This window comes from Draconibacterium sp., assembly GCF_041583095.1.
Classification (GTDB): domain Bacteria; phylum Bacteroidota; class Bacteroidia; order Bacteroidales; family Prolixibacteraceae; genus Draconibacterium.
In genome coordinates, this window is the sequence record NZ_JBFHGM010000060.1 from 1 (window position 1) to 21,325 (window position 21,325).

The 21,325-nt window shown below is 42.1% G+C and carries 20 protein-coding genes; 12 read left to right on the top strand and 8 right to left on the bottom strand.

Translation table 11 applies throughout. The annotated features are described in order from the left end of the window. From ABZB17_RS07885 to ABZB17_RS07895, 3 genes are all read left to right on the top strand, one after another. Positions 1 to 96, top strand: a 96-nt coding sequence (locus ABZB17_RS07885) for a Fe-Mn family superoxide dismutase (protein ID WP_372649222.1), incomplete at its 5' end; no start/stop codon positions are given. Positions 97 to 347: 251 nt separating this feature from the next. Continuing rightward, positions 348 to 926 carry a superoxide dismutase gene (locus ABZB17_RS07890; protein ID WP_372649192.1) on the top strand — a complete coding sequence of 193 codons (579 nt, stop codon included), beginning with the start codon at positions 348 to 350 and terminating at the stop codon, positions 924 to 926. A gap of 15 nt (positions 927 to 941) precedes the next feature. Continuing rightward, entirely contained in the window at positions 942 to 1,115 is a 174-nt protein-coding gene (locus tag ABZB17_RS07895; protein WP_303918578.1) for a hypothetical protein, read from the top strand. Between the two features lie 57 nt (positions 1,116 to 1,172). Here ABZB17_RS07895 and xylE read toward each other — a convergent pair whose 3' ends face one another. The 4 genes from xylE to ABZB17_RS07915 form a co-directional block, all read right to left on the bottom strand. After that, entirely contained in the window at positions 1,173 to 2,552 is a 1,380-nt protein-coding gene (gene xylE / locus ABZB17_RS07900; protein WP_372649194.1) for a D-xylose transporter XylE, read from the bottom strand. Between the two features lie 95 nt (positions 2,553 to 2,647). Then, positions 2,648 to 3,973, bottom strand: a complete 1,326-nt coding sequence (xylA, locus tag ABZB17_RS07905) for a xylose isomerase (protein ID WP_372649196.1) — start codon at positions 3,971 to 3,973, stop codon at positions 2,648 to 2,650. Between the two features lie 62 nt (positions 3,974 to 4,035). Continuing rightward, complete coding sequence (locus tag ABZB17_RS07910; protein WP_372649198.1) at positions 4,036 to 5,520, bottom strand: xylulokinase; 1,485 nt, start codon at positions 5,518 to 5,520, stop codon at positions 4,036 to 4,038. A gap of 114 nt (positions 5,521 to 5,634) precedes the next feature. Next, positions 5,635 to 6,624: a GntR family transcriptional regulator gene (locus ABZB17_RS07915; protein ID WP_372649200.1), complete on the bottom strand. Its 990-nt coding sequence runs from the start codon at positions 6,622 to 6,624 to the stop codon at positions 5,635 to 5,637. 309 nt (positions 6,625 to 6,933) lie between these two features. Here ABZB17_RS07915 and ABZB17_RS07920 point away from each other — a divergent pair, with 309 nt between their 5' ends. After that, positions 6,934 to 7,506, top strand: coding sequence for a nitroreductase family protein (locus tag ABZB17_RS07920; RefSeq protein WP_372649202.1), 573 nt, complete (start codon positions 6,934 to 6,936; stop codon positions 7,504 to 7,506). A gap of 52 nt (positions 7,507 to 7,558) precedes the next feature. Here the strand turns inward: ABZB17_RS07920 and ABZB17_RS07925 are convergent, their stop codons facing one another. Further along, a complete protein-coding gene (locus tag ABZB17_RS07925) occupies positions 7,559 to 8,470 on the bottom strand; it encodes a proline dehydrogenase family protein (protein WP_372649204.1) in 912 nt (303 codons plus the stop codon). Between the two features lie 285 nt (positions 8,471 to 8,755). Between ABZB17_RS07925 and ABZB17_RS07930 the strand changes: the two genes are divergently transcribed. Next, complete coding sequence (locus ABZB17_RS07930; RefSeq protein ID WP_372649205.1) at positions 8,756 to 9,352, top strand: OmpH family outer membrane protein; 597 nt, start codon at positions 8,756 to 8,758, stop codon at positions 9,350 to 9,352. 72 nt (positions 9,353 to 9,424) lie between these two features. Next, positions 9,425 to 10,606, top strand: a complete 1,182-nt coding sequence (locus ABZB17_RS07935) for a glycosyltransferase family 2 protein (protein ID WP_372649207.1) — start codon at positions 9,425 to 9,427, stop codon at positions 10,604 to 10,606. Here ABZB17_RS07935 and zupT read toward each other — a convergent pair. Then, positions 10,589 to 11,413, bottom strand: coding sequence for a zinc transporter ZupT (gene zupT / locus ABZB17_RS07940; protein ID WP_372649208.1), 825 nt, complete (start codon positions 11,411 to 11,413; stop codon positions 10,589 to 10,591). The genes ABZB17_RS07935 and zupT overlap by 18 nt on opposite strands. 204 nt (positions 11,414 to 11,617) lie before the next feature. Between zupT and ABZB17_RS07945 the strand changes: the two genes are divergently transcribed. Then, the gene (locus ABZB17_RS07945) at positions 11,618 to 11,788 is read left to right on the top strand and encodes a DUF362 domain-containing protein (RefSeq protein WP_082063502.1); all 171 of its coding nucleotides are present in this window, start codon (positions 11,618 to 11,620) and stop codon (positions 11,786 to 11,788) included. Between the two features lie 174 nt (positions 11,789 to 11,962). Here the strand turns inward: ABZB17_RS07945 and ABZB17_RS07950 are convergent, their stop codons facing one another. Beyond that, positions 11,963 to 13,558: a YfcC family protein gene (locus ABZB17_RS07950; protein ID WP_372649209.1), complete on the bottom strand. Its 1,596-nt coding sequence runs from the start codon at positions 13,556 to 13,558 to the stop codon at positions 11,963 to 11,965. 158 nt (positions 13,559 to 13,716) lie between these two features. Then, positions 13,717 to 14,490, bottom strand: coding sequence for a class I SAM-dependent methyltransferase (locus tag ABZB17_RS07955; RefSeq protein WP_372649211.1), 774 nt, complete (start codon positions 14,488 to 14,490; stop codon positions 13,717 to 13,719). Between the two features lie 293 nt (positions 14,491 to 14,783). Between ABZB17_RS07955 and ABZB17_RS07960 the strand changes: the two genes are divergently transcribed. The 5 genes from ABZB17_RS07960 to ABZB17_RS07980 form a co-directional block, all read left to right on the top strand. Next, positions 14,784 to 15,293 carry a hypothetical protein gene (locus ABZB17_RS07960; RefSeq protein WP_372649213.1) on the top strand — a complete coding sequence of 170 codons (510 nt, stop codon included), beginning with the start codon at positions 14,784 to 14,786 and terminating at the stop codon, positions 15,291 to 15,293. A gap of 208 nt (positions 15,294 to 15,501) precedes the next feature. Beyond that, a complete protein-coding gene (locus ABZB17_RS07965) occupies positions 15,502 to 17,934 on the top strand; it encodes a TonB-dependent receptor domain-containing protein (RefSeq protein WP_372649215.1) in 2,433 nt (810 codons plus the stop codon). A gap of 24 nt (positions 17,935 to 17,958) precedes the next feature. Further along, the gene (locus tag ABZB17_RS07970) at positions 17,959 to 19,188 is read left to right on the top strand and encodes a DUF4374 domain-containing protein (RefSeq protein ID WP_372649217.1); all 1,230 of its coding nucleotides are present in this window, start codon (positions 17,959 to 17,961) and stop codon (positions 19,186 to 19,188) included. A 263-nt stretch (positions 19,189 to 19,451) separates the two neighbouring features. Further along, the gene (locus ABZB17_RS07975; protein WP_372649219.1) at positions 19,452 to 20,621 is read left to right on the top strand and encodes a PepSY-associated TM helix domain-containing protein; all 1,170 of its coding nucleotides are present in this window, start codon (positions 19,452 to 19,454) and stop codon (positions 20,619 to 20,621) included. Between the two features lie 2 nt (positions 20,622 to 20,623). Beyond that, on the top strand, positions 20,624 to 21,325 hold a 702-nt coding region (locus tag ABZB17_RS07980; protein WP_372649221.1), incomplete at its 3' end, for a flavodoxin domain-containing protein.

Genomic DNA, 21,325 nt, shown 5'->3' on the forward strand with positions numbered 1-21,325 from the left:
TATTACCTGAACTACCAAAACAGACGTCCGGATTATGTGAATGCATTCTGGAATCTCATCAACTGGGATGAAGTCGCCAGGCGGTTTAAAGGTTAGTTGATTTTTGGTTTTTTCCCCGGAGCAGAGGCTCCGGGGTTTTTATTGTCCATTTGTAGTGTTTTATGTTAATTAAGATTCTCATTGTGAGTGCTATAAGCTCTATTAGCACCTTCTTATCGATTCTAACTCGCTTAAATTTTATTTAAACTCCTTCCAAATTAAACCTCCAGCTAATCCTTTTTGCCCCAAAAACGTTGTACCTTTAGCAGACAAAAATCAAAATTAGTAATCTTTAAACAAGAAAAATTATGGCATTTAGTTTACCAAAACTTCCGTATGCAAATAATGCATTGGAACCAGTAATAAGTGAAAAAACAATAGAGTTCCACTATGGAAAACATCACCAGGCTTATGTGAATAACCTTAACAACCTGGTGGAAGGAACGGAGTTTGAAAACGCAAGTCTGGAAGACATTGTTAAAAATTCCGAAGGTGGTATTTTTAATAACGGTGCACAGGTTTGGAACCACACTTTCTATTTTATGCAATTTAATCCTGATGGTTGTAAAGAGCCAAAGGATGAATTAAAAGCGGCTATTGATGCCAAATTTGGATCGTTTGATGCTTTTAAAGAAGCGTTCTCGAAAGCAGCTGCTACTTTGTTTGGCTCGGGCTGGGCATGGTTGGTTGTTGATGAAAACGGCGAACTGGAAATCGTTCAGACAAGTAACGCCGGCAACCCATTACGCGATGGTAAAAAGCCTTTATTTACCTGCGATGTTTGGGAACACGCCTACTACCTGGACAAGCAAAATGCACGTCCGGCTTATGTTGCCGATTTTTGGAAAATAGTGGATTGGAAAGTTGTTTCAGAGCGTTTTGCCTAAAAAAAGGAATAGGGAATGAGTACAGATAAAGTGTTGGCGGCCATGCAGGCAGCCGGAAAACCGTTGAAGGCCGGCGAAATTGCTGAAGCTTCAGGATTGGATAAAAAAGAAGTGGATAAAGCAATGAAAGTGCTGAAGGCTGAAGAAAAAATTGTGTCACCAAAGCGTTGTTTTTGGGAACCAAAATGAGGAGAACAAAAAACGGGATTGTTAAAATCCCGTTTTTTTTATCGTTTCAACTAAAAACTATTTTTTCCAGAGATATTCCATCTCCTCTAAAGTTTTTCCTTTTGTTTCAGGTACCAGTTTCCATACAAAAATGAAAGACAACACACTCATTAATCCATAGAAACTATAGGTTAATCCGCCGCTAAATTCCATCATTGCCGGGTAGGTAGATGAAATAAAGTAGTTGGCTGCCCATTGTGCTGCAACGGCAACCGCCACTGCTTTTCCCCTGATTTTGTTGGGGAATAATTCTGAAATCAGAACCCAGCAAATAGGGCCCCACGACATCATAAATGAGGCGGTATACACAATAATAAAAATTAGTGTTCCGATACCAATTACTTCCATAAACGAAAGTGCACCGATGGCAAACATACCAACTGCCATACCAATCGATCCAACCATTAACAGCGGTTTACGTCCCCATTTGTCAACCGTTAAAATGGCCACCACAGTAAATACTACGTTTACGAGCCCCATTACAACAGTTTGCATTAACGATGCATCTTTTGCAGCTCCCATACTTTCAAAAATGCGGGGTGCATAATAAAGTGCCACATTAATACCTACAAACTGCTGGAATACCGATAACAAAATACCAATGATTATAACCAGTTTTCCGTAAGAGAACAATTTCCCTGAATGGCTCTGCACACTTTGTTTAATGTCATTAAAAATTAATTTGGCGTGTTCTGCTCCGTTTATTTTTGTAAGAATACTAAGTGCTTTGTCGTCCTGGTTTTTAAGCGCCAGATATCGTGGTGTTTCCGGAACAAAAAATAACAGCACACCAAACAATCCGGCAGGAATAGCTTCCGAAATAAACATCCGGCGCCATCCAACGGTGTTGATCCACTCCAACGATTGTCCGCTGGCAATTCCCCAGTTTACAAAATATACTACCAGCATACCAAAAATAATGGCAAACTGGTTGAGGGCCACAAGCCTTCCGCGAATATCTGCCGGTGCAATTTCTCCGATATACATCGGGCTAACTGCCGAAGCCAGTCCAACACCAATACCCCCAATAACACGGTAAAAGTTGAACATATATAAAAGGCCCATTGTAGGCTCGCCTTTTGTAAAAAACAGGAATTCAGGATTTCCCGATCCTAAAGCCGAAACAAAGAAGAGTAATGCTGCAAGCAGCAAGGTTCTTTTTCTTCCGAGTTTCGATGCCAGTATTCCCGAAATACTACCGCCAATAATACATCCGATAAGTGCACTTGATATAGTTGCACCGTGTGCCAGCGAGTTCAGTCCCAGTCCTTCAATAAGAAAAGCCTGGATCGATTTGTCGGCTCCTGAGATAACTGCCGTGTCGTAACCGAAAAGCAAGCCACCCAAAGTAGCAACCACTGTGATAACTACAATATAAAACGAATTACGCCCTTTCATTTGAATAGTTTAAATTTAGTTTTAAGGTATAAGTATAAAAAGCAATTTACTCAGAGCCCGAAGACTCTGAGTAAATATGCTGTATATAATTGCTATTATAAATACCAATTAATTAGTTGTTCGATCAATTCTTGCTTTCCGCTGATCTGAGCAGGCTCGCCAACTTCTTTGGCAATAGCGTACATATCTTCAATCGTTAATTTTCCGCTTTCAAATTCGGCACCTTTACCTTGGTCGAACGAAGCATAACGTGCAGCACGCATAGCGCAGTATTGCGAGTCGTTCAGAATTTTGTCGGCAATCACAAGGGCACGTGCAAAAACGTCCATACCACCAATATGAGCGATAAAGATATCTTCCAGATCGGTTGAGTTACGACGTGTTTTAGCATCGAAGTTAATACCACCATATGTAAAACCACCGGCAGGAAGAATCTCAAGCATTGCTTCGGTAACTTCGTAAATGTTGGTTGGAAATTCGTCAGTATCCCATCCGTTTTGGTAGTCGCCTTTGTTGGCATCAATCGATCCAAGCAAACCTGCATCAGCCGACATTCTTAAGTCGTGAGCAAAAGTATGACCGGCAAGTGTAGCGTGGTTTACTTCAATATTTAATGTAAAATCTTTTTCCAATCCATTAGCTTTCAGGAAAGCGATAACAGTTTGTGCATCGAAATCATACTGGTGTTTTGTTGGCTCCATTGGCTTTGGCTCGATAAAGAAAGAACCTGTGAAACCTTGTTTACGACCGTAATCGCGGGCCATTCGAAGGAATTCTCCAAGGTGTGCCAATTCGCGTTTTGTATCGGTGTTGTGCAGGCTCATGTAACCTTCACGTCCTCCCCAGAAAGTGTAACCGGTACCACCCAGTGCAATTGTAGCATCGATAGCATTTTTTACCTGGACAGCTGCGTTGGCAACCACATTAAAATCAGGATTGGTTGATGCACCGTTCATGTAGCGTGGATTACTGAATACGTTGGCAGTACCCCACAATAATTTAACACCTGAATCGGCTTGTTTTTGTTTGGCAATCTCAACCAGTTTTTCCATTCGTTTTTCAATCTCGAAAACTGTTCCGTCGCCGGCAACATCTGTATCGTGGAAACAATAGAAAGGAGCACCTAATTTTGTGATGAATTCAAAAGCCGCATCCATTTTTTCTTTAGCCGCATCTAATGGATCTGCAGCACCGTTCCAGGGGAAAATTTGTGTTCCCGGTCCAAACGGATCCTCACCGGTTCCGCAGAAAGTATGCCAGTAAGCCACTGCAAAACGCAGGTGTTCTTTCATTGTTTTTCCGCCAACAACTCTGTTCTCGTCGTACCATTTAAACGCCATTGGGTTTTTTGAATCAGGACCTTCGAATTTAATTTGATCGATTCCTTTAAAATACTCTTTGTTTCCTTTTAAAACTTCCATCGTAATAATTTTATGAATTGTTATTTTATCTGTTTTATTTTCTCTTCAATTTGAGTTGCGAATTATTTTATCGCTTTTTCTAGTTCTGCTTTCCAGCTTTCGTAAGCTTCCTGGTAAGCTGCAATATTCTGTGTGTTGGGCTCGATTACATCCAGCTTTTTAAGGTTCGAGAAAGCTTCGTTAAACGATTTGTAATAACCCGATCCAACACCTGCACCGCGTGCTGCACCAACCGATCCGTCGGTGTTATACAGCTCAATGGTCGCTCCTGAAATTCCGGCAAGCGTTTCTCTGAAAATAGGGCTGAGGAACATATTGGCTTTACCCGCTTTAATTACCGATGCATCGATACCAATATTTTTCATGATATCCATACCGTATTTAAACGAGAAAACAATTCCTTCCTGCGCCGCACGCAGCAGGTGTCCTTTGCCATGAATATTAAAGTTAATACCCGAGAAAAGCGAACCGATATTTTTGTTCTGAAGAACGCGCTCAGCACCGTTTCCAAAGGGTAGGATAGAGATGCCATCCGATCCGATAGCCACTTTTGACGCCAGGTCATTCATCGCTTCATACGAAAGATCTTCAGCTACCATTCGTTTCAGCCAGGCATTTAAAATACCTGTTCCGTTAATACAAAGCAGAACGCCAAGTCGTGGATCGGCCTGAGTATGATTAACGTGCGCAAATGTGTTTACACGCGATTGCGGATCGTATTTAATTTCGCTGCTTACACCATAAACCACTCCGGATGTTCCGGCTGTTGTTGCAATTTCGCCAGGATTAAGAACATTCAGCGAAAGTGCGTTATTTGGCTGGTCGCCGGCACGGTAACTTACTTTTGTTTTAGTTGAAAGGCCAAGTTCGGCAGCTGTTTTAGCGCTTAGCTGGCCCGATGTTGCAAAAGTAGGTACAATTTCAGGGATAATATCGGATGAAAAACCGTAGTTGTCAAACAGTATTGTAGCCAGGTCGTTTTCTTTGAAATTCCACATAATTCCCTCAGAAAGACCGCTGATGGTTGTTTGCGCCTCACCTGTAAGTTTCATGGCAATATAGTCACCCGGAAGCATAATTTTATCCACTTTGGCAAAAGTCTCCGGCTCGTTTTCCTTTACCCATTTTAGTTTCGATGCGGTAAAGTTACCCGGCGAGTTTAACAGGTTGGTTAAACAACGCTGGCCACCAATTTCTTCAAAAGCTTTGTCGCCATAAACAGCAGCACGGCTGTCGCACCAAATAATCGAGGGGCGCAAAACTTTCTGGTTTTTGTCAACCATTACCAAACCATGCATTTGGTACGAAATACCAATCGACTCAATACTTTCTTTATCAATATTCGCGGTTGAGAGAACTTCGGCTAATGCCAACTTCAGATTTTCCCACCAAAGTTCAGGCTCTTGTTCTGCCCAGCCTGCTTTGTGTGCGGTAATTTTCATTTCCTGTTTTGGGTAAAACGATGAAGCTACCAGGTTTCCGCTGTTTGCTTCTACCAGAGAAACCTTAACTGAAGAGCTTCCGATATCGAATCCTAATAAGTGCATGATTATAAGTGATTTTGTTTATTTAGTTATTTAATCTGTTCTGTTCTGATACGGTGCAAAAGTAAATCTATTTTGTTTGATCTCAAACTTTAAAAAAAATGTTTTATAACATATTTATAGCGACGACCTCAGTTTTAGGGTTGTTGGAATTTCAACATTCACAGGTTTGCCTTTTACTATAAACTCGGCTGCTTTTTGCCCCATTTGGGTAAAATCGGTTGATATTACCGTAATACCTTCTTTAACGTATTTTTTCATTGGTGTTTCGTTGTACGAAATGACGCCGACTTCTTGTCCGGGCTCAAATCCTTTTTCAGAACACTGATCGAGAAACTTTGCCAACGTTCGATCGCTCACCAGAAAATAGAGGTCTCCTTTCTTTAAGTCAAATTCCTCGAAGGTGGTTATCACGCGGTGGTTTAGGTTATATTTTTTACAAAAGCGTTCGAAATGGTTCACAACCTCGCGCGGGTGGTAGGTAAAATCGGGATAAAAAAGTGTAAAACGTTTGTATTTCGAAATGGCATTTAAATTTTCATCAAGGCAATTGAAAACGGCTTCACCAAAATTCTGATAAACACTCGATTTACCTTCGCCATTTATTTTCCAGTCGATAATAAGCAACTGTTCTTCCGGAATTTTATCAATAATACTTTTCACCTTTTTGTGGTCGAAATTCATTACAATATATTTTGTGTAACGTCCCACGCTTTCGGTAATAATCTTATCAAATAGGTCGATGTTGTAGTGATGAAAATGCAAATCAACACTAATGTTTTTAGGCAAATGGTTCAGAATAGAGTGATATAGCACTTCTTTGTATGCCTTAAACGTATCGAGAAACAAAAATATCTTGGTAATTTTTCGGGTAACAAAATAACCCCGGTTGGGAACCGATTCCACCACACCACGTTTTTTAAGCTCGGCATAAGCCTTAAAAACGGTATCTCTCGATAGTTGGCAATCTTTCATTATCTGATTTACCGAAGGAAGCATGTCGCCTTCTTTTAACTCGTTCCTACTGATAGAGTCGAGAATGGCGTCAACCAATTGCTGAAATTTCAGAACATTTGAGTTCTTTTCGATCGTGAATTTTATATTCATAAGAATGGTTTTATTTCAGAACCCCTATTCTGTTCTGTTCTACAAATCTAATAATAATAATTGTAATTGCCTCCAATGTAATACAAGTGTAGAGTAAATAGTACATTAACTGTATTTAACATTTATTAAAGTTGGCCGGCGCAATAGTTTCAGGCAAAATACGTTTTTTGGGATAAAGGGTAGAGTGAGGTTATTTTTTCTAGTGGTTAAGTTTGGTCAGCAATTCTTTTTTAGCCTCAGTTTCTATCCTTTTTTCTTTTAAATTGAATTTAGCTTATTAATTTTACTTCAGAACAAGAAGCAAAAATCATGATCAAAGAACTTATAACCCGTAATCGCAGTTACCGCCGGTTTGATGAGACGGTAAAAATTTCTTCAGACCAAATTACTAAATGGATTGACCTGGCAAGGCTTTCGGCAAGTGGCAGAAATGCACAACCGTTAAAATATGCCATTGTAACCAAAGCTGAAATGTGCGCAAAAATTTTTTCTTTCCTGGGATGGGCCGGCTATTTAACAAACTGGAAAGGGCCGGCAGAAGGGGAGCGACCTGTGGCCTATGTTGCTGTAATTAAAGACCTGAATATTGCCGAAAACCATTACTGCGACGATGGAATTGCCATGCAAAGTATTTTACTCGGAGCTGTTGAAGATGGTTTTGGCGGTTGTATGATTGGGTCGGTAAACAAAGCCAAGGTAGCAAAATTGCTGGGGCTGAATGAAAAACAAGAGTTACTATATATTATTGCGTTGGGAAAACCTGTCGAAAAGGTTGTAATTGATGAGGCTAAAGATGGTAACATAAAATACTGGCGCGATGAAAATGGAGTACATCATGTACCGAAACGGCCGATTGATGAGATTGTAGTTTTTAAAGATTGAAGCATAAAAAAAAGGATGGCACTGCCATCCTTTTCCGTTTAACTCCTAAAAATTACCCCCTTATAAAAAGTGCCTTAATTATATGTTGAGCCATTTTTGGATTTTCTTTTAATCTCCGGGTTGAATAGTTAAACCATTTTTCGCCAAACGGAACATACACACGCATTTTGTGCCCGTTGTCGACGATCAGCTGGCGCAGTTCGGGTGTTACCCCGTACAGCATCTGGAATTCGTACATATTTTTCGGGATATTCATTTCCCCGATCATCTTCATCGATTCCTCAACCAGGTATTTATCGTGAGTAGCAATTCCCACGTACATTTTATTTTCGAACATGTATTTCAAGTCCTTCAGGAAATGCTTGCGAACTTCTTCGTATTCTTTAAAGGCAATGTTTTCGGGTTCAACGTAAATTCCTTTACACAGTCGGAAACTGATCGGGTAATTGGCGTTGTTCAGGTCGTTCAGTGCGATCAAATCGCTTTCGGTACGACGTAAATACGCCTGAAGCACCAAACCAACATGTTTTGGAAATTCCTTTCTTAAACGGCGGAAAATATCCAATTCTATATCAACACATTGCGAGTCTTCCATATCAATACGAATGAAAGAATCTTTTTGCGCAGCGAACTGAACCACTTCGCGAAGCAGGTTGTAGCACACCTCTTTATCCAGAAGCAACCCAAACATGGTGGGTTTTATCGAGAAGTTACCTTTCACATTCTCCGAAGTAAAACGCTCAATCACTTCCAGATATTCGTCACGGTTTTTTTCTGCTTCATGTAGTCTGGTAATAAATTCACCTAAAATATCAACCGTAACTTCAATTCCCTTTTCATTCAATAGTTTTGAGGCAAGCAAACCTTCCTCCATCGATTCGCCTGCAATGTACCTTTTCGAGAAAACCCAAACCAGTTTTTTGGGCATGTAAGGCAGCATATTTGCTATTAACTTATTCAACATTTTATAATTTAGGTAAATACTATTTTTCGCAGCATAAAAATACTATGCGAGACTCCCCTCGTGCAATGACGTTTATCATTGGCATATCATGATTTTAGGCAGCTTTTTTATAGAACTTATTGATTATTAATAACATGAAAAAATTGTTAATTAGAGTAGGGCATTTCCGCTAAAAAAGTATCTTTGTCGGGATTTAAAAAGTTGAACCTAAAAATTTATTGAAGATTACAGTTGCCCGTAGCGCGACTTAAATTCAGTATATTGATGAAGTAAAAAATAAAAAAGATGAAAGGAACATCGTTAGTAATTAGTGTAGTGCTTTTTGTTGCAGTTGCAGTTTTGTACGTTTTACATTTTACAGGTAACGGCGCCAGTGAAGGAACACCAATTAAAGCAGCTGCCGGAACGGGCGGCGATTTGAAAATCGCTTATATTAAAGCCGATTCAGTGCTTTTAAATTACACCTTATCGCAAGATTTGCACGATGAGTTTACCAAACAACAGGAAGCTTATACTACTGAGTACGGAACTAAACGCCAGTCGTTTGAAAAGGAAGCGGCTGCTTTCCAGGAAAAACTTCAGCGCGGGGGCTTTTTGACTGAACAACGTGCTGTTCAGGAACGTGATCGTTTATTGGGTAAAGAGCAGGAAATTCAAAAGCTTGATCAGGAGCTGTCTACAAAACTGGCTAAAATCCAGCAGGACAACAACAATCAAATCCTGGACAATATGATGGATTACCTGGATCGTTACAATGAAAAAGCCGGTTACGATTACATTTTAAATGGTGCAAACGTATTAGTTGGCCCTGAGGTAAATAATATTACGGCCGATGTTTTAAAGGCCTTGAACGAAGAATACGAAGCCACAAAAACAGAATAATACAACATAAACATAAATGGAAATCCGGGTTAGCGCCCGGATTTTTTTTGCTTTTTATTTTAGCTTTGTCCTATGTTCGCCGATAAATACCTGAAAAAGAATCAGCACAAAAAACTCATCAATGAGTTGCCCGAAGCAGCGCCGGGAATAATTGTTGTTATTCCGAGTTTACGCGAAACGGAGTTGACGAAAACTTTGAACTCGCTCAATGAATGTGATTTGCCGGGGTGTATGGTTGAAGTAATTCTGCTTATCAACCAATCGGAAGTGGCCGATGAAGAAACCATTCGCTTAAATTCTCAAACAAAGGCTAACACTGATAAATGGATTGCGGCGAACCATAAAAGTGGCATTCGGTTTTATGCTGTTGGCCCCATAAACCTGAACAAAAAATGGGCAGGAGCCGGATTGGCGCGCAAAAAGGGAATGGATGAAGCCATCAGAAGATTTAATCTTAACGATAATAAGGTTGGAATTTTAGTGTCGTTGGATGCCGATACACTGGTGGCAAAAAACTACCTGGTTGAGATTGAGAGGCATTTCTGGGAACACCCGAAACAGGTAGGCGCTACACTGGCTTTTGAACATCAAAAACAAGAACTGGATGAAAAGCACCGCGAGGGGATTGAGCTTTACGAACTGTACCTGGATTATTATAAAAGGGCACTTCATTATTCCGGATATCCGTATTCGCTCTTCACCATTGGTTCTGCCTTTGCCGTAAAAGCTGAAGCTTACGTTAAACGGGGAGGAATGAACAGACGACAGGCAGGCGAAGATTTTTACTTCCTGCAAAACCTGGTACAGATTGGCCGGGTTGGAGAAATCACATCGACAAAAGTTTATCCATCGGCACGATTATCGAACCGGGTGCCTTTTGGTACCGGCCCGATTTTGCAAAAATGGATGAAAGGGGAGGAAGACCTGACACTTACATACAATTTCGAAGCGTTTAAAAACCTGCAGCAGTTTTTTGCTCAAAAAGATCGTTTATTTAAAATTCACCCAAACGATTATGTGGAGTTTTTGAACAATTTAAATAAGCCGGTGAAGGAATTTCTTGAACTGGACAAATTTAGTATTGAGCTGGAGGATTTAAACAACAATTGTTCGCGTTTGGAAACTTTTCAGGTACGTTTCTTCCAAAAATTCAATGCCTTTAAAATCCTGAAGTTTCTGAATTTCGCCCACGAAAAATTTTATCAGAAAGCTCATCTGCAAAAGCAGGTTGATATGCTAAATCAGGAACAATAAACTGATCGCCATCACTACCATTCCACCCGTTAAGCCGTAAATAGCTAAGTGGTGCTCGCCGTATTCTTCGGCAGAAGGAAGCAATTCATCGAGCGAAATAAATACCATAATTCCGGCAACCCCGGCCATAATTACACCAAAAATTACTTCGTGGTTTCCCGAGTTCATAAACGGCATTAACAAAAAATAGGCAAGCAGAGCTCCTATTGGTTCTGACAGCCCGGACAAAAAGGAATAGAAAAAAGCCTTTTTACGACTGCCGGTGGCGTAATAAATAGGCACCGAAACTGCAATTCCTTCAGGAATGTTGTGAATGGCTATAGCAATGGCAATGGCAACACCCATAGCCGGATCGGTGATGGCCGACATAAATGTGGCAATCCCCTCCGGAAAGTTGTGTACACCAACCGCCAGGGCAGTCATTAAGCCCATGCGGTAAAGGCGGTTAAACTTGTACGCCGCTTTTTTATTGTCCATCTCCTCAATCCCCCGAATTTCGTGCGGGTTTTCAAAATTGGGTATAAATTTATCAATCAGCGCAATAAGCAACATACCACCAAAAAAAGCGATTACAGTGTATAATGTTCCTTCAAATTCGTTGTAATGGTGAATAAGACTTTCTCTGGCTTCCTGAAAGATTTCGACAAAGGAAATGTAGATCATAACTCCCGCAGAGAATCCCAGCGATAACGTAAGAAGCTTGGTGTTAGTACGTTTTGCCAGAAATGCAATAGCACTGCCGATACCGGTTGAGAGGCCGGCAAACAAAGTCAGGGCAAGTGCAAGAAGTATATTAGCTGATTCCATTGTTTTACAATTGTAATAGCAAAATTAACAAAAAGAAGATTAATTGAATATTAATATGTGCATAGGTAGTAATGTGTTGAATATTAGTTGTTTTGGGGCGGTTTTTGTAAAACATGTGAATAAAATGTTTTTTGAACTTTGATTTTATATCAAACTTTGTACTTTTGCTGAAAACGAGAATGTTTAACTTTAAAATTCATTGTTATGGCATACAAAATTTCAGACGAATGTATCGCATGCGGTACTTGTATCGATGAGTGCCCGGTTGACGCTATTGCAGAAGGTGATATCTACACCATTGATGCAGAGCTTTGTACAGACTGTGGCTCATGCGCAGAAGTTTGTCCGGTTGAGGCAATTGCTATTGAAGAATAGTCCGCTCAGCATAAAGACATTAAAGCTCGCTTATGCGGGCTTTTTTTATGTCCTTTTGCTTCCTCCTTTAATATCCTAAATATCTTTCCACGAAAAATGCAAAGCCCCCAAAGTTATTGAATAAGTTTTTTGAACTCTTAGTGTTCTTAGTGTCATTGTGGTTTTCTTTCGGATCTAAAACCCATTCAACTCCATGAAAACAGTTGGTAAGATCAATAAAAAACCAATAACTATCAGCATTAAGGTAAACGAAGCCGCCCATTTAAACCACTTTTCGTAAGGTATACGTGCTACGCCCAAAACCCCGATTAATACACCACTTGTAGGCGTAATCATGTTGGTAAAACCATCGCCCAGTTGAAAGATTACTACAGTAGTCTGGCGCGAAATTCCAATCAAATCCGATATCTGCGACATAATAGGAATCGTTAAGGCCGCCTGTCCCGATCCGCTAGGGATAAACACATTTAGCATGGTTTGTATCAGGTACATAATTCCTACCGTTCCTACTTCGCCGAAGTTTTGCATCGAATTGGAAACATAAAACAGGATGGTATCAATAATTTGTCCGTCTTCAAGAATCACCACTATTCCGCGGGCGAGGCCAACGATCATTGCAGCCGGAAGAATGTCTTTGGCGCCATCCAAAAAAAGTTTGGTAATGGTATTGGGCGATTTTTTGGCCGCAATGCCTGCAAAAACTCCCATGGCAAAAAAGATGGTTGCAATTTCTTTAATATACCAGCCGTGCCCCATAACGCCAATTACCAGGAAAACGATGGTGAACGTGAGCAGGGTTAGAATAAAATATTGAACCGACCTCCACAGGGTTAAAACGCCCATAACAATAAAAAGCACCGTTGCCACCGGAATGGCCGGAACAGAAAATACATTGTTCCCAATGGTTATTGAACTTTGCGGGATAGTGATGGAGAATACGATAATTACAACAGAAATTACCGTCAGGGCAAACCAGGCGGCTGTAGGTTTTATCTTTTCAATTTTTACATCTGTGGTTTCGTTGCGCGATCGCCAGTAGGCATCATCTTCGTGCACAACTGACTTTGTAGGGGCTTTTTTAATTTTGGCAGCATAACGCAGAATAAATGCAAAGCCAAAAAAGTTGATTACCGCCCACATCAGAATTCGGTATTCCAAACCTGAAAACAGGGGGATATGCGATAGTCCCTGCGCAACACCAACGGTAAACGGATTTAAAAAGGCACCGGCAAAACCCATCGCTGCAGCAATAAAACAAAGCGAAACACCAACTATCGAGTCGTAACCCATAGATATGGCCAGCGGAACAAAAATGATGGTAAATGCGATGGTTTCTTCGCTCATGCCAAAAATAGCCCCAAACAAGCTGAAGATGGTCATTATAGAAACAAAAACAATATTATGCACGCCAACAAAAGAAAGTACTTTCAATCGGTCAAGCCGTTTTAAGCGCTTCAGAAAAGTATAGATACCAATGTCGATTGCCTTGCTGTCGTTAAGAATCCAGAACGAACCACCGATCAATAGAATAAGCGCAATTATATTCGAGGTACTCAAAAATCCATCGAAAAATGACGAGAAAACCTGCCATGTCTGTAAATGGCTGTCGGTTTTATGAAACGAACCGGTTTGTATTACGCTGCGTTCAACGTCATTAACAACAACACTCTCACGTTCAAATTGACCACCGGGGATAATCCAGGTTAGCAAAGCACAAAAAACAATCAGAAAAAATATGATGACGTAGGTATGCGGAACTTTTTTTAACATATGAACAGATTTGGCACCCAAGGTAATAAAATATGAGAAAACGATATTTGAATCGGGGTGCAGCTGAATTTGCATCTGTGCTAAAATCATTAAAACTCCAGAAACGTATCCCGGGTGTTGAAAGGGCCGTCAAAAATGCTTGACGGCCTTTATTCCCGTTAAATCTTCTTTCCAATATAAAACACGTAGCCATAAAGATCCTTGTACTTGTGGTACAATTCTTCTTCGTATCGTTGGTTGGCAATAAAACCCTCGGCAGCTTTGTTACCGGCGTGTTCTTTTAGGAATGTTTCCTGTGCCCTGACTTGTGGCGTATAAAAATGCTCGAGCCAGCAGTTATCGGGTAAAATAAACGATGCCACGGGTACATAACCGGCTTGCTGCATTTGTGCCACTTTATTCGGAATAGTATCGATGCCGGGATAAGCATCCATCCAGAAATCCTGTATTTCCTGAGGACGCTCCTCGGTAAACCACGATGCTTCACTCACCGCTACGTATCCTCCCGGTTTCAGAAACGCTTTCCACTCGCGCAGGCCACGTTCAAAACCAATGTTGTAAATGGCACCTTCCGACCAGATTAAATCCAATTCTTCCGCCTGAAAAGGCAGCTGATCCATCGAACCAACAATCCCTTTTACGCGCTCCTGCAGATTGTGCTTCTGTGCATTTTTATTAAACAGGTCGATAAAAGTGGGGAAGAGGTCGAGCCCCTTTATTTGCCCCGGTGTATGTTGCGCTAAAATCATGGTTTGCCCGCCGGTGCCACAGCCCAGGTCAGCAATCTTTGCTCCTTTGTCAAGCTTGTCAATAAAACTCAATGCTTTAATGGTTACTTCCGGGCTTCCCGACCCCTGGCGTTCGAGGTGAGAGAAATATTCGCAAATTAAACCTAAATCGAATTCGTGTATAGATGAATTATCGTTACTCATTTTTTTAAATATTGTGCCAAAACCCACGTTGTCTAATGCTTTTGGGTTTTAGGCGGTTTCGAATAAAAAGATATAAAATACCACTGACAGGAAATTGTCAGCGATTAACGAATGGATAACCAAAGGCCGGCTGCCAAAGGTTATTTACTTCACGGAATCCAAATTAATTTTAAACATGCAAAAGTTTTACAGGTATAAAATTAGTTATTTTCGCAAAATAGTAAACAACGCTCAACATTTTTCAAACTTATATGTTGGACTGAGACTGTTTGGATAGTAAGATGATTTAGAAAATGAAGAAAAGTTTTTATAGTTTGTTAAGCGGCATTATTGCCCTGTTTTTTGTATTGAATGTTAACGCCCAGGAGCACAACGATCATAATGATCATGAACACCACGACCATACACACGGACACAAAACCGAAATAGGAATTGGAAATTCTCTCGTGTATTTTTTCGGAGAAGAAGAGCTTAGTTATGGTTTGCATATTCATGTTGTCAGAAATATCGGTCATTCGAATTTTGGAATGGGACTGGCCTACGAGCGTATTTTCGACGAACATACCCATAATACCATTGGAGTGGTTGGTAGTTATACTCCTGTCGACCGGCTTCATTTTGCCTTAACGCCCGGAATTGCTTTTGAAGGCGAAGACTGGGAGGAGAAAAACTTCGCCCTGCACTTCGAAACAGCCTACGATTTTCAGGTCGGTAATATCCACATGGGGCCAATGGTAGAGCTGGGTTATAATTTCGAGCATGTGCATTTAAGTTTGGGATTGCACATTGGTTTTGGCCTGTAATAACATAATCCCCAAAACAGGGGATGCAAAATTCTGAAAATATTAAATTCGTTGCCGGTAATATGCTGACAATCTTTTTTTTATGTGATATGTAAGTGCTGCCTGTCCGATCTGTGGCAGCACCTGATTTCACTACAATAGGGGATTGTGCACCCTTTTGTATCCCTCTATTTTTGCGAACGCTACTTTGATAGAATTCGTGAAAACAATGAGGGTAAAAACAATTTCTAGAAATAATCAACTTAAGAATATACTACTGAGCTTATCGGTGGTTTTGCTTTTACAGCAAAATGTTTGGGCGCAATCTGCCGAAAAGGTGGAGCTCGCCGGTACTGTTCAAACGGCTGACGGCGAAACACTGCCGGGAGTGAATCTGGTTCTTAATCCGGGCAATAAAGGTGTAACCACCGATATCAACGGGGAATTCACTTTTCAAAATATTTCATCCGGTATATATAAGTTGCAGGTGAGCTGCATCGGTTTTCAATCGCTTAACCGGGAAGTGCAGGTAAAAGACGAAAAGTCGCCTGCCTTGCAACTGGTTTTGGTGCCTGAAAATTACATGATCAACGATGTGGTGGTGAGTGGGAAATCCGCTACACGGCGTGTAATTGAGCAGGCCTACCAGGTTTCTTCGGTATCTACCAAAGAATTGTTCAACAGTACCAGCGATGCAAAATCGGTGTTGGATCGAATTCCGGGTGTTCGTATTCAGGAAGAAGGAGGACTGGGCTCCGATCTGAGTTTCACACTAAACGGTTTTTCCGGCGACCAGGTGAAGTTTTTTATGGACGGAATTCCGATGGATAACGCCGGATCGATGACACTGGGCGATCTGCCGGTAAATATGATCGAGCGAATTGACGTGTACAAAGGCGTGGTTCCGGTTTGGCTGGGTACCGATGCATTGGGAGGAGCGGTGAATATCATTACCAACCGCACCAATAATTATCTCGATGCATCGTATGCTTACGGATCGTTTAATACCCATCGGACGTCGTTGAATGGCGCTTATACCAACGAGGAAACAGGCTTTACTCTACGCGGCAATTTGTTTTACAATTATTCCGACAACGATTATAAAGTATGGGCGCGTATTGTGGAAAACAATACGGTTGTGGACACCGCCTGGGGGCGTCGTTTTCACGATCGTTACCGTTCTGGGTCACTAAAACTGGAAACGGGCCTAGTGAATAAATCATTTGCCGACCAGTTGCTTTTAGGAGTTATGTTTTCGGCAAACGATAAGCAGGTACAACACGGCGCCACCATGAATACCGTTTACGGTGGTATTGTTCGAAACAGTCGTTCACTGATGCCGACACTTCGCTACAATAAAAAAGATCTGTTGACCGAAGGACTGGATGTGAGTCTCTACAGCGCCCTGAACTTTAGCAAGTCGGAAGTGATCGACACGATGCAGGGGGTGCGATACAACTGGCTGGGAGAACAATCGATAATTTATACCTCGAATGGTGAGCGGTCGACCGATGGAGAGTTTTACCGCACTTTCACCACATTTGACGAAACGGACTTTAATACCCAGCTAAATGCCGGTTATGCACTGAGCACCCGAAGTTCGCTGGCATTAAATTATTCGCTCAACTATTTCCACCGAAAAGCACACGATACCGAACACCCCGATGAACCGGCCAATCGTTTTCCTAAAGACCTGACCAAACAGGTACTGGGCCTGGCTTATAAATTTGATTTGAATAATAAATGGAGTACCACGCTGTTCGGAAAAATGTATCACATTCATGCCTCCACTTCAAAACTATTTGATTTTGCACTGGAAACCCAGCGTGTTGAGGCGGTGGATAACAAACAGTTCAATTTCGGCTACGGACTGGCAACCAGCTATTTTGTGATGCCGGAATTGCAGTTGAAATTCTCGTACGAGCATACTGCCCGAATGCCGATGCCCGAAGAAATTTTTGGCGATGGTTTGTTTGTGGAGGCCAACCCTGATCTGGGGCCGGAGCAAAGCGATAACATAAACCTGGGGGCGGCATTTACCGCGCAAATACCGGGTAACCATCATTTGTCCATCGGAAGTAGTTTGATCTACCGCGAGGCAAAAGACCTGATCTATACCGTTGTTACGGTTTCCAGCCCACAAACACGTTACGATAACCTCAGCGACACACGTGTGTTGGGTGTAGAAGGAAATCTGCAATACGCCTGGAAGGATGTTTTCCATTTAGGGGCCAACGTAACCTACCAGGATATTACGGACCGCGCAAAGCTAATCTACAACGAATCGTACACAGGTTCGGGCTGGCAAACCAATTACCACTATGGTTTTCGTTTACCCAACAAACCGTATTTGTTTGCCAATTTTAATGCCGGAGCAACAGCTAAAAATGTACTGGTCGATGGTTCAACGCTAAACGTCAACTACTTTGTAAATTTTGTGGAGAAATACTTTTTAACCTGGACTGAACTCGGGGCCGGCAGCGACAAGTATATCATTCCGCGCCAGATTTCACACGATATCGAACTCAGCTATTCGCTACAGAACGGTAAATACAACATTGCCGCCGAATGCCGCAATTTATTCAACGAGAAACTTTACGACAAATATTACTTACAAAAACCCGGACGCTCGTTTAGCATCAAGCTCCGGTATACGATCTAGAATATTCAATAAAAATTCAAAAATATGAAAAGAGTAAAACTATTACCCCAATTAACCATGACTGCCATACTGGCAGTAGGAACGCTGTTGTTTAGCGCTTGTAGCGATGAGAACGAAGTGCCGGAAGTGATTACCGGCGATGCAAATTATGCTTTGAGCCTGGCTTACCAGGGCACCGACGGAAATTACACTTATTACACCGTGTTGTTCGAAGGTGTAATGAGCGGAAGCCTTTCGGCCGTTGGGCAGGGCATCGATCATTTGGGGTATTATACCTACAACCAGGTTGACGATCGTATTTATGCCACCGGAGGTTTTGAGTTGACCGATATTATTGCACTGGAAAAAAATACCGATGGCGAACTGGTGGAAACCGGTGGAAACTCGTCGTTTGGCAACAGCCTGCAGGACGTTGTGGAAGCTGAAGACGGAATGTTATTGGCGATTGAAATGGCATCATCGTCGGATGTGATTACACTGCATCGTATTAATGCTGAAACAGTAACTGCCGAAAGCTCGGTAAGTACTGCCGTTTCTGAAATTACAGATCAATCCGGCCCGTCGTATTCGGGAATGGTACAAAGTGGCGATTACCTGTTTGTAAGTTTTTACATCAGCGACCCAACCACTTATGCCACTGCGCACACCGATGTGGCTCAGGTAGCCGTTTTTAGCTATCCCGGGTTGCAGTTTGTAAAAGTTATTGAAGACAATCGTACCGGCCCGGTCGGAGGTTTTGGTACAAAATCAGGATTGATAAAAGACGAAACCGGGAATGTGTATGCCTTGTCGCATACCAATCCTGCCAATGGATTTAGCCAGTTTACAAAAGATCCTGCGATTTTGCGTATTAACAGTGGCGACAGCGAATTCGACAGCAACTACATCTTCGATTTTAATACCGTTACCGACAGTCTGACGACAGCGCACCTTGTTTATTTGGGAAACAACAAAGTTTTTGTTGAAATGAATACCGCAAAACGAAGCGAGCAGTCGGCATGGGCAGATGGTCCGTTAAAACCCGCTGTTCTTGATCTTTCGGCAAAAACAATTGATTATATCAGCGGAGTGCCGGAGCATTCAGGATTGGGTCGTAAACTGGCATCAACAAGTTTATACGATGGCCAGCACATTTACATGATTGTTCCTGAAGATGTAAATTCATATGTCTATCAAATCGATCCGGTAAATTACACGGCAACAAAAGGGGCCGAAGTGCAGGCCAATTTCACTGCCGGTTTCTTTAAATTTTAATTTGACACTAAAAACACTTGTAGTTCATAAACTGATCTCCGTGTTCCGCTATGTGGGGCATGGAGATCCCTTTTTAAAATTCATGCGAATCAAAAGTTGAACAACATTATAAGGTAAAACCCTTGATTTTACCTCAAAGCCTAAAGGATAATCAAGGATTTTCTCGCTTTCTTCCTTCAGGATCGAGGTGAAAAATGGAGGAAATCAGCTATCAATTACGAGCTCAACTTTTGATTCGAAACATTAAAAAATTATTGCAAAACATGCAAAACTGGAAAGCGCTTGTTCGAAAGTTACATCTCTGGCTGGGTTTAGGCTCGGGCCTAATCGTTTTTATTGTGAGTATAACCGGCTGCATTTATGTCTTTCAAAACGAAATAATGAAAGCCGTGGAACCGTGGCGAACCGTTGAAGCGCAAAACCAGGCCTTTGTACCACCCAGTCAACTGGTTGACACTGCCTCGTTTTACATGCCGGGGAAAACACCGTCGGGATTGACATACGAAGACGAAACGGGCGCAGCTGCGGTGGGGTTTTATTATACCGAAAATGGTGAGCGCGATTTTGGCGTGGTATTCCTCAATCCTTATTCAGGGGAAATGCTGCACAAAAAGGAAGGAGTTTTGCATGGTGGTTTTAATTTCTTTAAGTTCATCATAAAAGGACACCGCTTCCTGTGGCTCCCGCCGGCCATCGGGAAACCGGTGGTGGGAATTGGTGTTCTGCTGTTTGTGGTGCTACTGATTACCGGAATTATTATGTGGTGGCCGGTGAAATGGAACGCCAAAAACCGCGAAAGGAGTTTCCGTATAAAATGGTCGGCAGGGTGGAAACGGCTGAACCTTGATTTGCACAATGTACCCGGGTTTTATGCTGCCTTGTTTTTACTGATCATCGCCTGCACCGGTTTGGTGTGGAGTTTTAAGTGGTTCGAAGAGGGCGTTTATTATGTGGCATCAGGAGGGGAGAGCAAAGCTGCTCACGAGCACCCGCACTCTATTGTTCCGCCGGCTTCTTCGGTAACTGCTGACAGCATTCCGGCCATCGACAGGGCCTTTTACCTGGCACTGGAACAATACCCAAATCCGAAACGCATTTATATGACCCCGCAATTACGCGAGGCCGACGATGCCATTGAAGTGGTTTTGTATAAACACCAGGGGCGCTATTATCATCACGATGAGTATTTTTTCGATCGTTACACCTTAGAACTACTGGAAGTGGAAAAATACGATGAGGCTGGGTTTGCCGATAAGCTCGATCATATGAATTACGATTTACACACGGGCGCAATCTGGGGTTTGCCCGGAAAAATACTCGTTTTTATACTGGGACTGGTGAGTGCCAGCTTGCCGGTTACCGGTTTTTTTGTGTGGTACAACAAACGCAGAAAAAGCAATCGGCAAGCGCATTTGTTACAGTCGAAGCTGTAAATATGTTTTTCAAAAATCTCTTTTCGCATCCGGTAGAATCGGCACCGCTTATGGTTTTGTACGGCACAAAATCGGGCAACTCAAAAACTGTGGCTGAAGAACTGGCGAAGCAGCTGAGCCGGCAAAATATTGAGCACCGGATAGGCAGCATGTCGAAAGTTAAACCGCAACAATTAAAAGATGTGGAGCGCGCGTTGCTGGTGGTAAGCACGCACGACGATGGTGAGCCGCCGGTAAAAGCAAGGAAGTTTTACAGGCAGTTGCAGGCAGCCGATATGCCTGGTTTGGAACAACTGCAGTTTGCCGTTTGTGCTTTGGGTGATTCAAGCTACGACAGCTTTTGTGAGGCCGGAAAAACATTGGAGAGTCGTTTACTGGAGCTGGGCGCAAAAGAAATACTGCCACGAAAAGATTGCGACGAAGAGTTTGCACAGCCGGCAGTGGAGTGGATAAAAGAGGTGCTGACTCGTTTAAAAACGGGAGAAGAGTTGACCAATGAAATCGAGTTGGAAAGCTCAAAATGGTATCATGGCACGTTAAAGAAGCGCGAGCTGCTTTCGCATGATGCCGAAAACAATTCCACGTATCACCTGGAATTTGAATGCCCGGAAGCAGCCGGAAATTATAAAAGCGGCGATTTGCTGGATGTAATTCCCGAAAATCCTGCAGAACTGGTTCTGGCGCTTTGCGAAAAGTTAGAGACA

Excerpts from the sequence above, each read along its gene's own strand:
- ABZB17_RS07935 (WP_372649207.1), top strand. The coding sequence starts at position 9,425 with ATGTTCGCCGATAAATACCTGAAAAAGAATCAGCACAAAAAACTCATC.
- xylE (WP_372649194.1), bottom strand. The coding sequence starts at position 2,552 with ATGAAAGGGCGTAATTCGTTTTATATTGTAGTTATCACAGTGGTTGCT.
- ABZB17_RS07910 (WP_372649198.1), bottom strand. The coding sequence starts at position 5,520 with ATGCACTTATTAGGATTCGATATCGGAAGCTCTTCAGTTAAGGTTTCT.
- ABZB17_RS07890 (WP_372649192.1), top strand. The coding sequence starts at position 348 with ATGGCATTTAGTTTACCAAAACTTCCGTATGCAAATAATGCATTGGAA.
- ABZB17_RS07970 (WP_372649217.1), top strand. The coding sequence starts at position 17,959 with ATGAAAAGAGTAAAACTATTACCCCAATTAACCATGACTGCCATACTG.
- ABZB17_RS07925 (WP_372649204.1), bottom strand. The coding sequence starts at position 8,470 with ATGTTGAATAAGTTAATAGCAAATATGCTGCCTTACATGCCCAAAAAA.
- ABZB17_RS07950 (WP_372649209.1), bottom strand. The coding sequence starts at position 13,558 with ATGTTAAAAAAAGTTCCGCATACCTACGTCATCATATTTTTTCTGATT.
- ABZB17_RS07945 (WP_082063502.1), top strand. The coding sequence starts at position 11,618 with ATGGCATACAAAATTTCAGACGAATGTATCGCATGCGGTACTTGTATC.
- ABZB17_RS07960 (WP_372649213.1), top strand. The coding sequence starts at position 14,784 with ATGAAGAAAAGTTTTTATAGTTTGTTAAGCGGCATTATTGCCCTGTTT.
- ABZB17_RS07955 (WP_372649211.1), bottom strand. The coding sequence starts at position 14,490 with ATGAGTAACGATAATTCATCTATACACGAATTCGATTTAGGTTTAATT.
- ABZB17_RS07915 (WP_372649200.1), bottom strand. The coding sequence starts at position 6,624 with ATGAATATAAAATTCACGATCGAAAAGAACTCAAATGTTCTGAAATTT.
- ABZB17_RS07920 (WP_372649202.1), top strand. The coding sequence starts at position 6,934 with ATGATCAAAGAACTTATAACCCGTAATCGCAGTTACCGCCGGTTTGAT.
- ABZB17_RS07930 (WP_372649205.1), top strand. The coding sequence starts at position 8,756 with ATGAAAGGAACATCGTTAGTAATTAGTGTAGTGCTTTTTGTTGCAGTT.
- zupT (WP_372649208.1), bottom strand. The coding sequence starts at position 11,413 with ATGGAATCAGCTAATATACTTCTTGCACTTGCCCTGACTTTGTTTGCC.
- xylA (WP_372649196.1), bottom strand. The coding sequence starts at position 3,973 with ATGGAAGTTTTAAAAGGAAACAAAGAGTATTTTAAAGGAATCGATCAA.
- ABZB17_RS07965 (WP_372649215.1), top strand. The coding sequence starts at position 15,502 with ATGAGGGTAAAAACAATTTCTAGAAATAATCAACTTAAGAATATACTA.
- ABZB17_RS07975 (WP_372649219.1), top strand. The coding sequence starts at position 19,452 with ATGCAAAACTGGAAAGCGCTTGTTCGAAAGTTACATCTCTGGCTGGGT.
- ABZB17_RS07895 (WP_303918578.1), top strand. The coding sequence starts at position 942 with ATGAGTACAGATAAAGTGTTGGCGGCCATGCAGGCAGCCGGAAAACCG.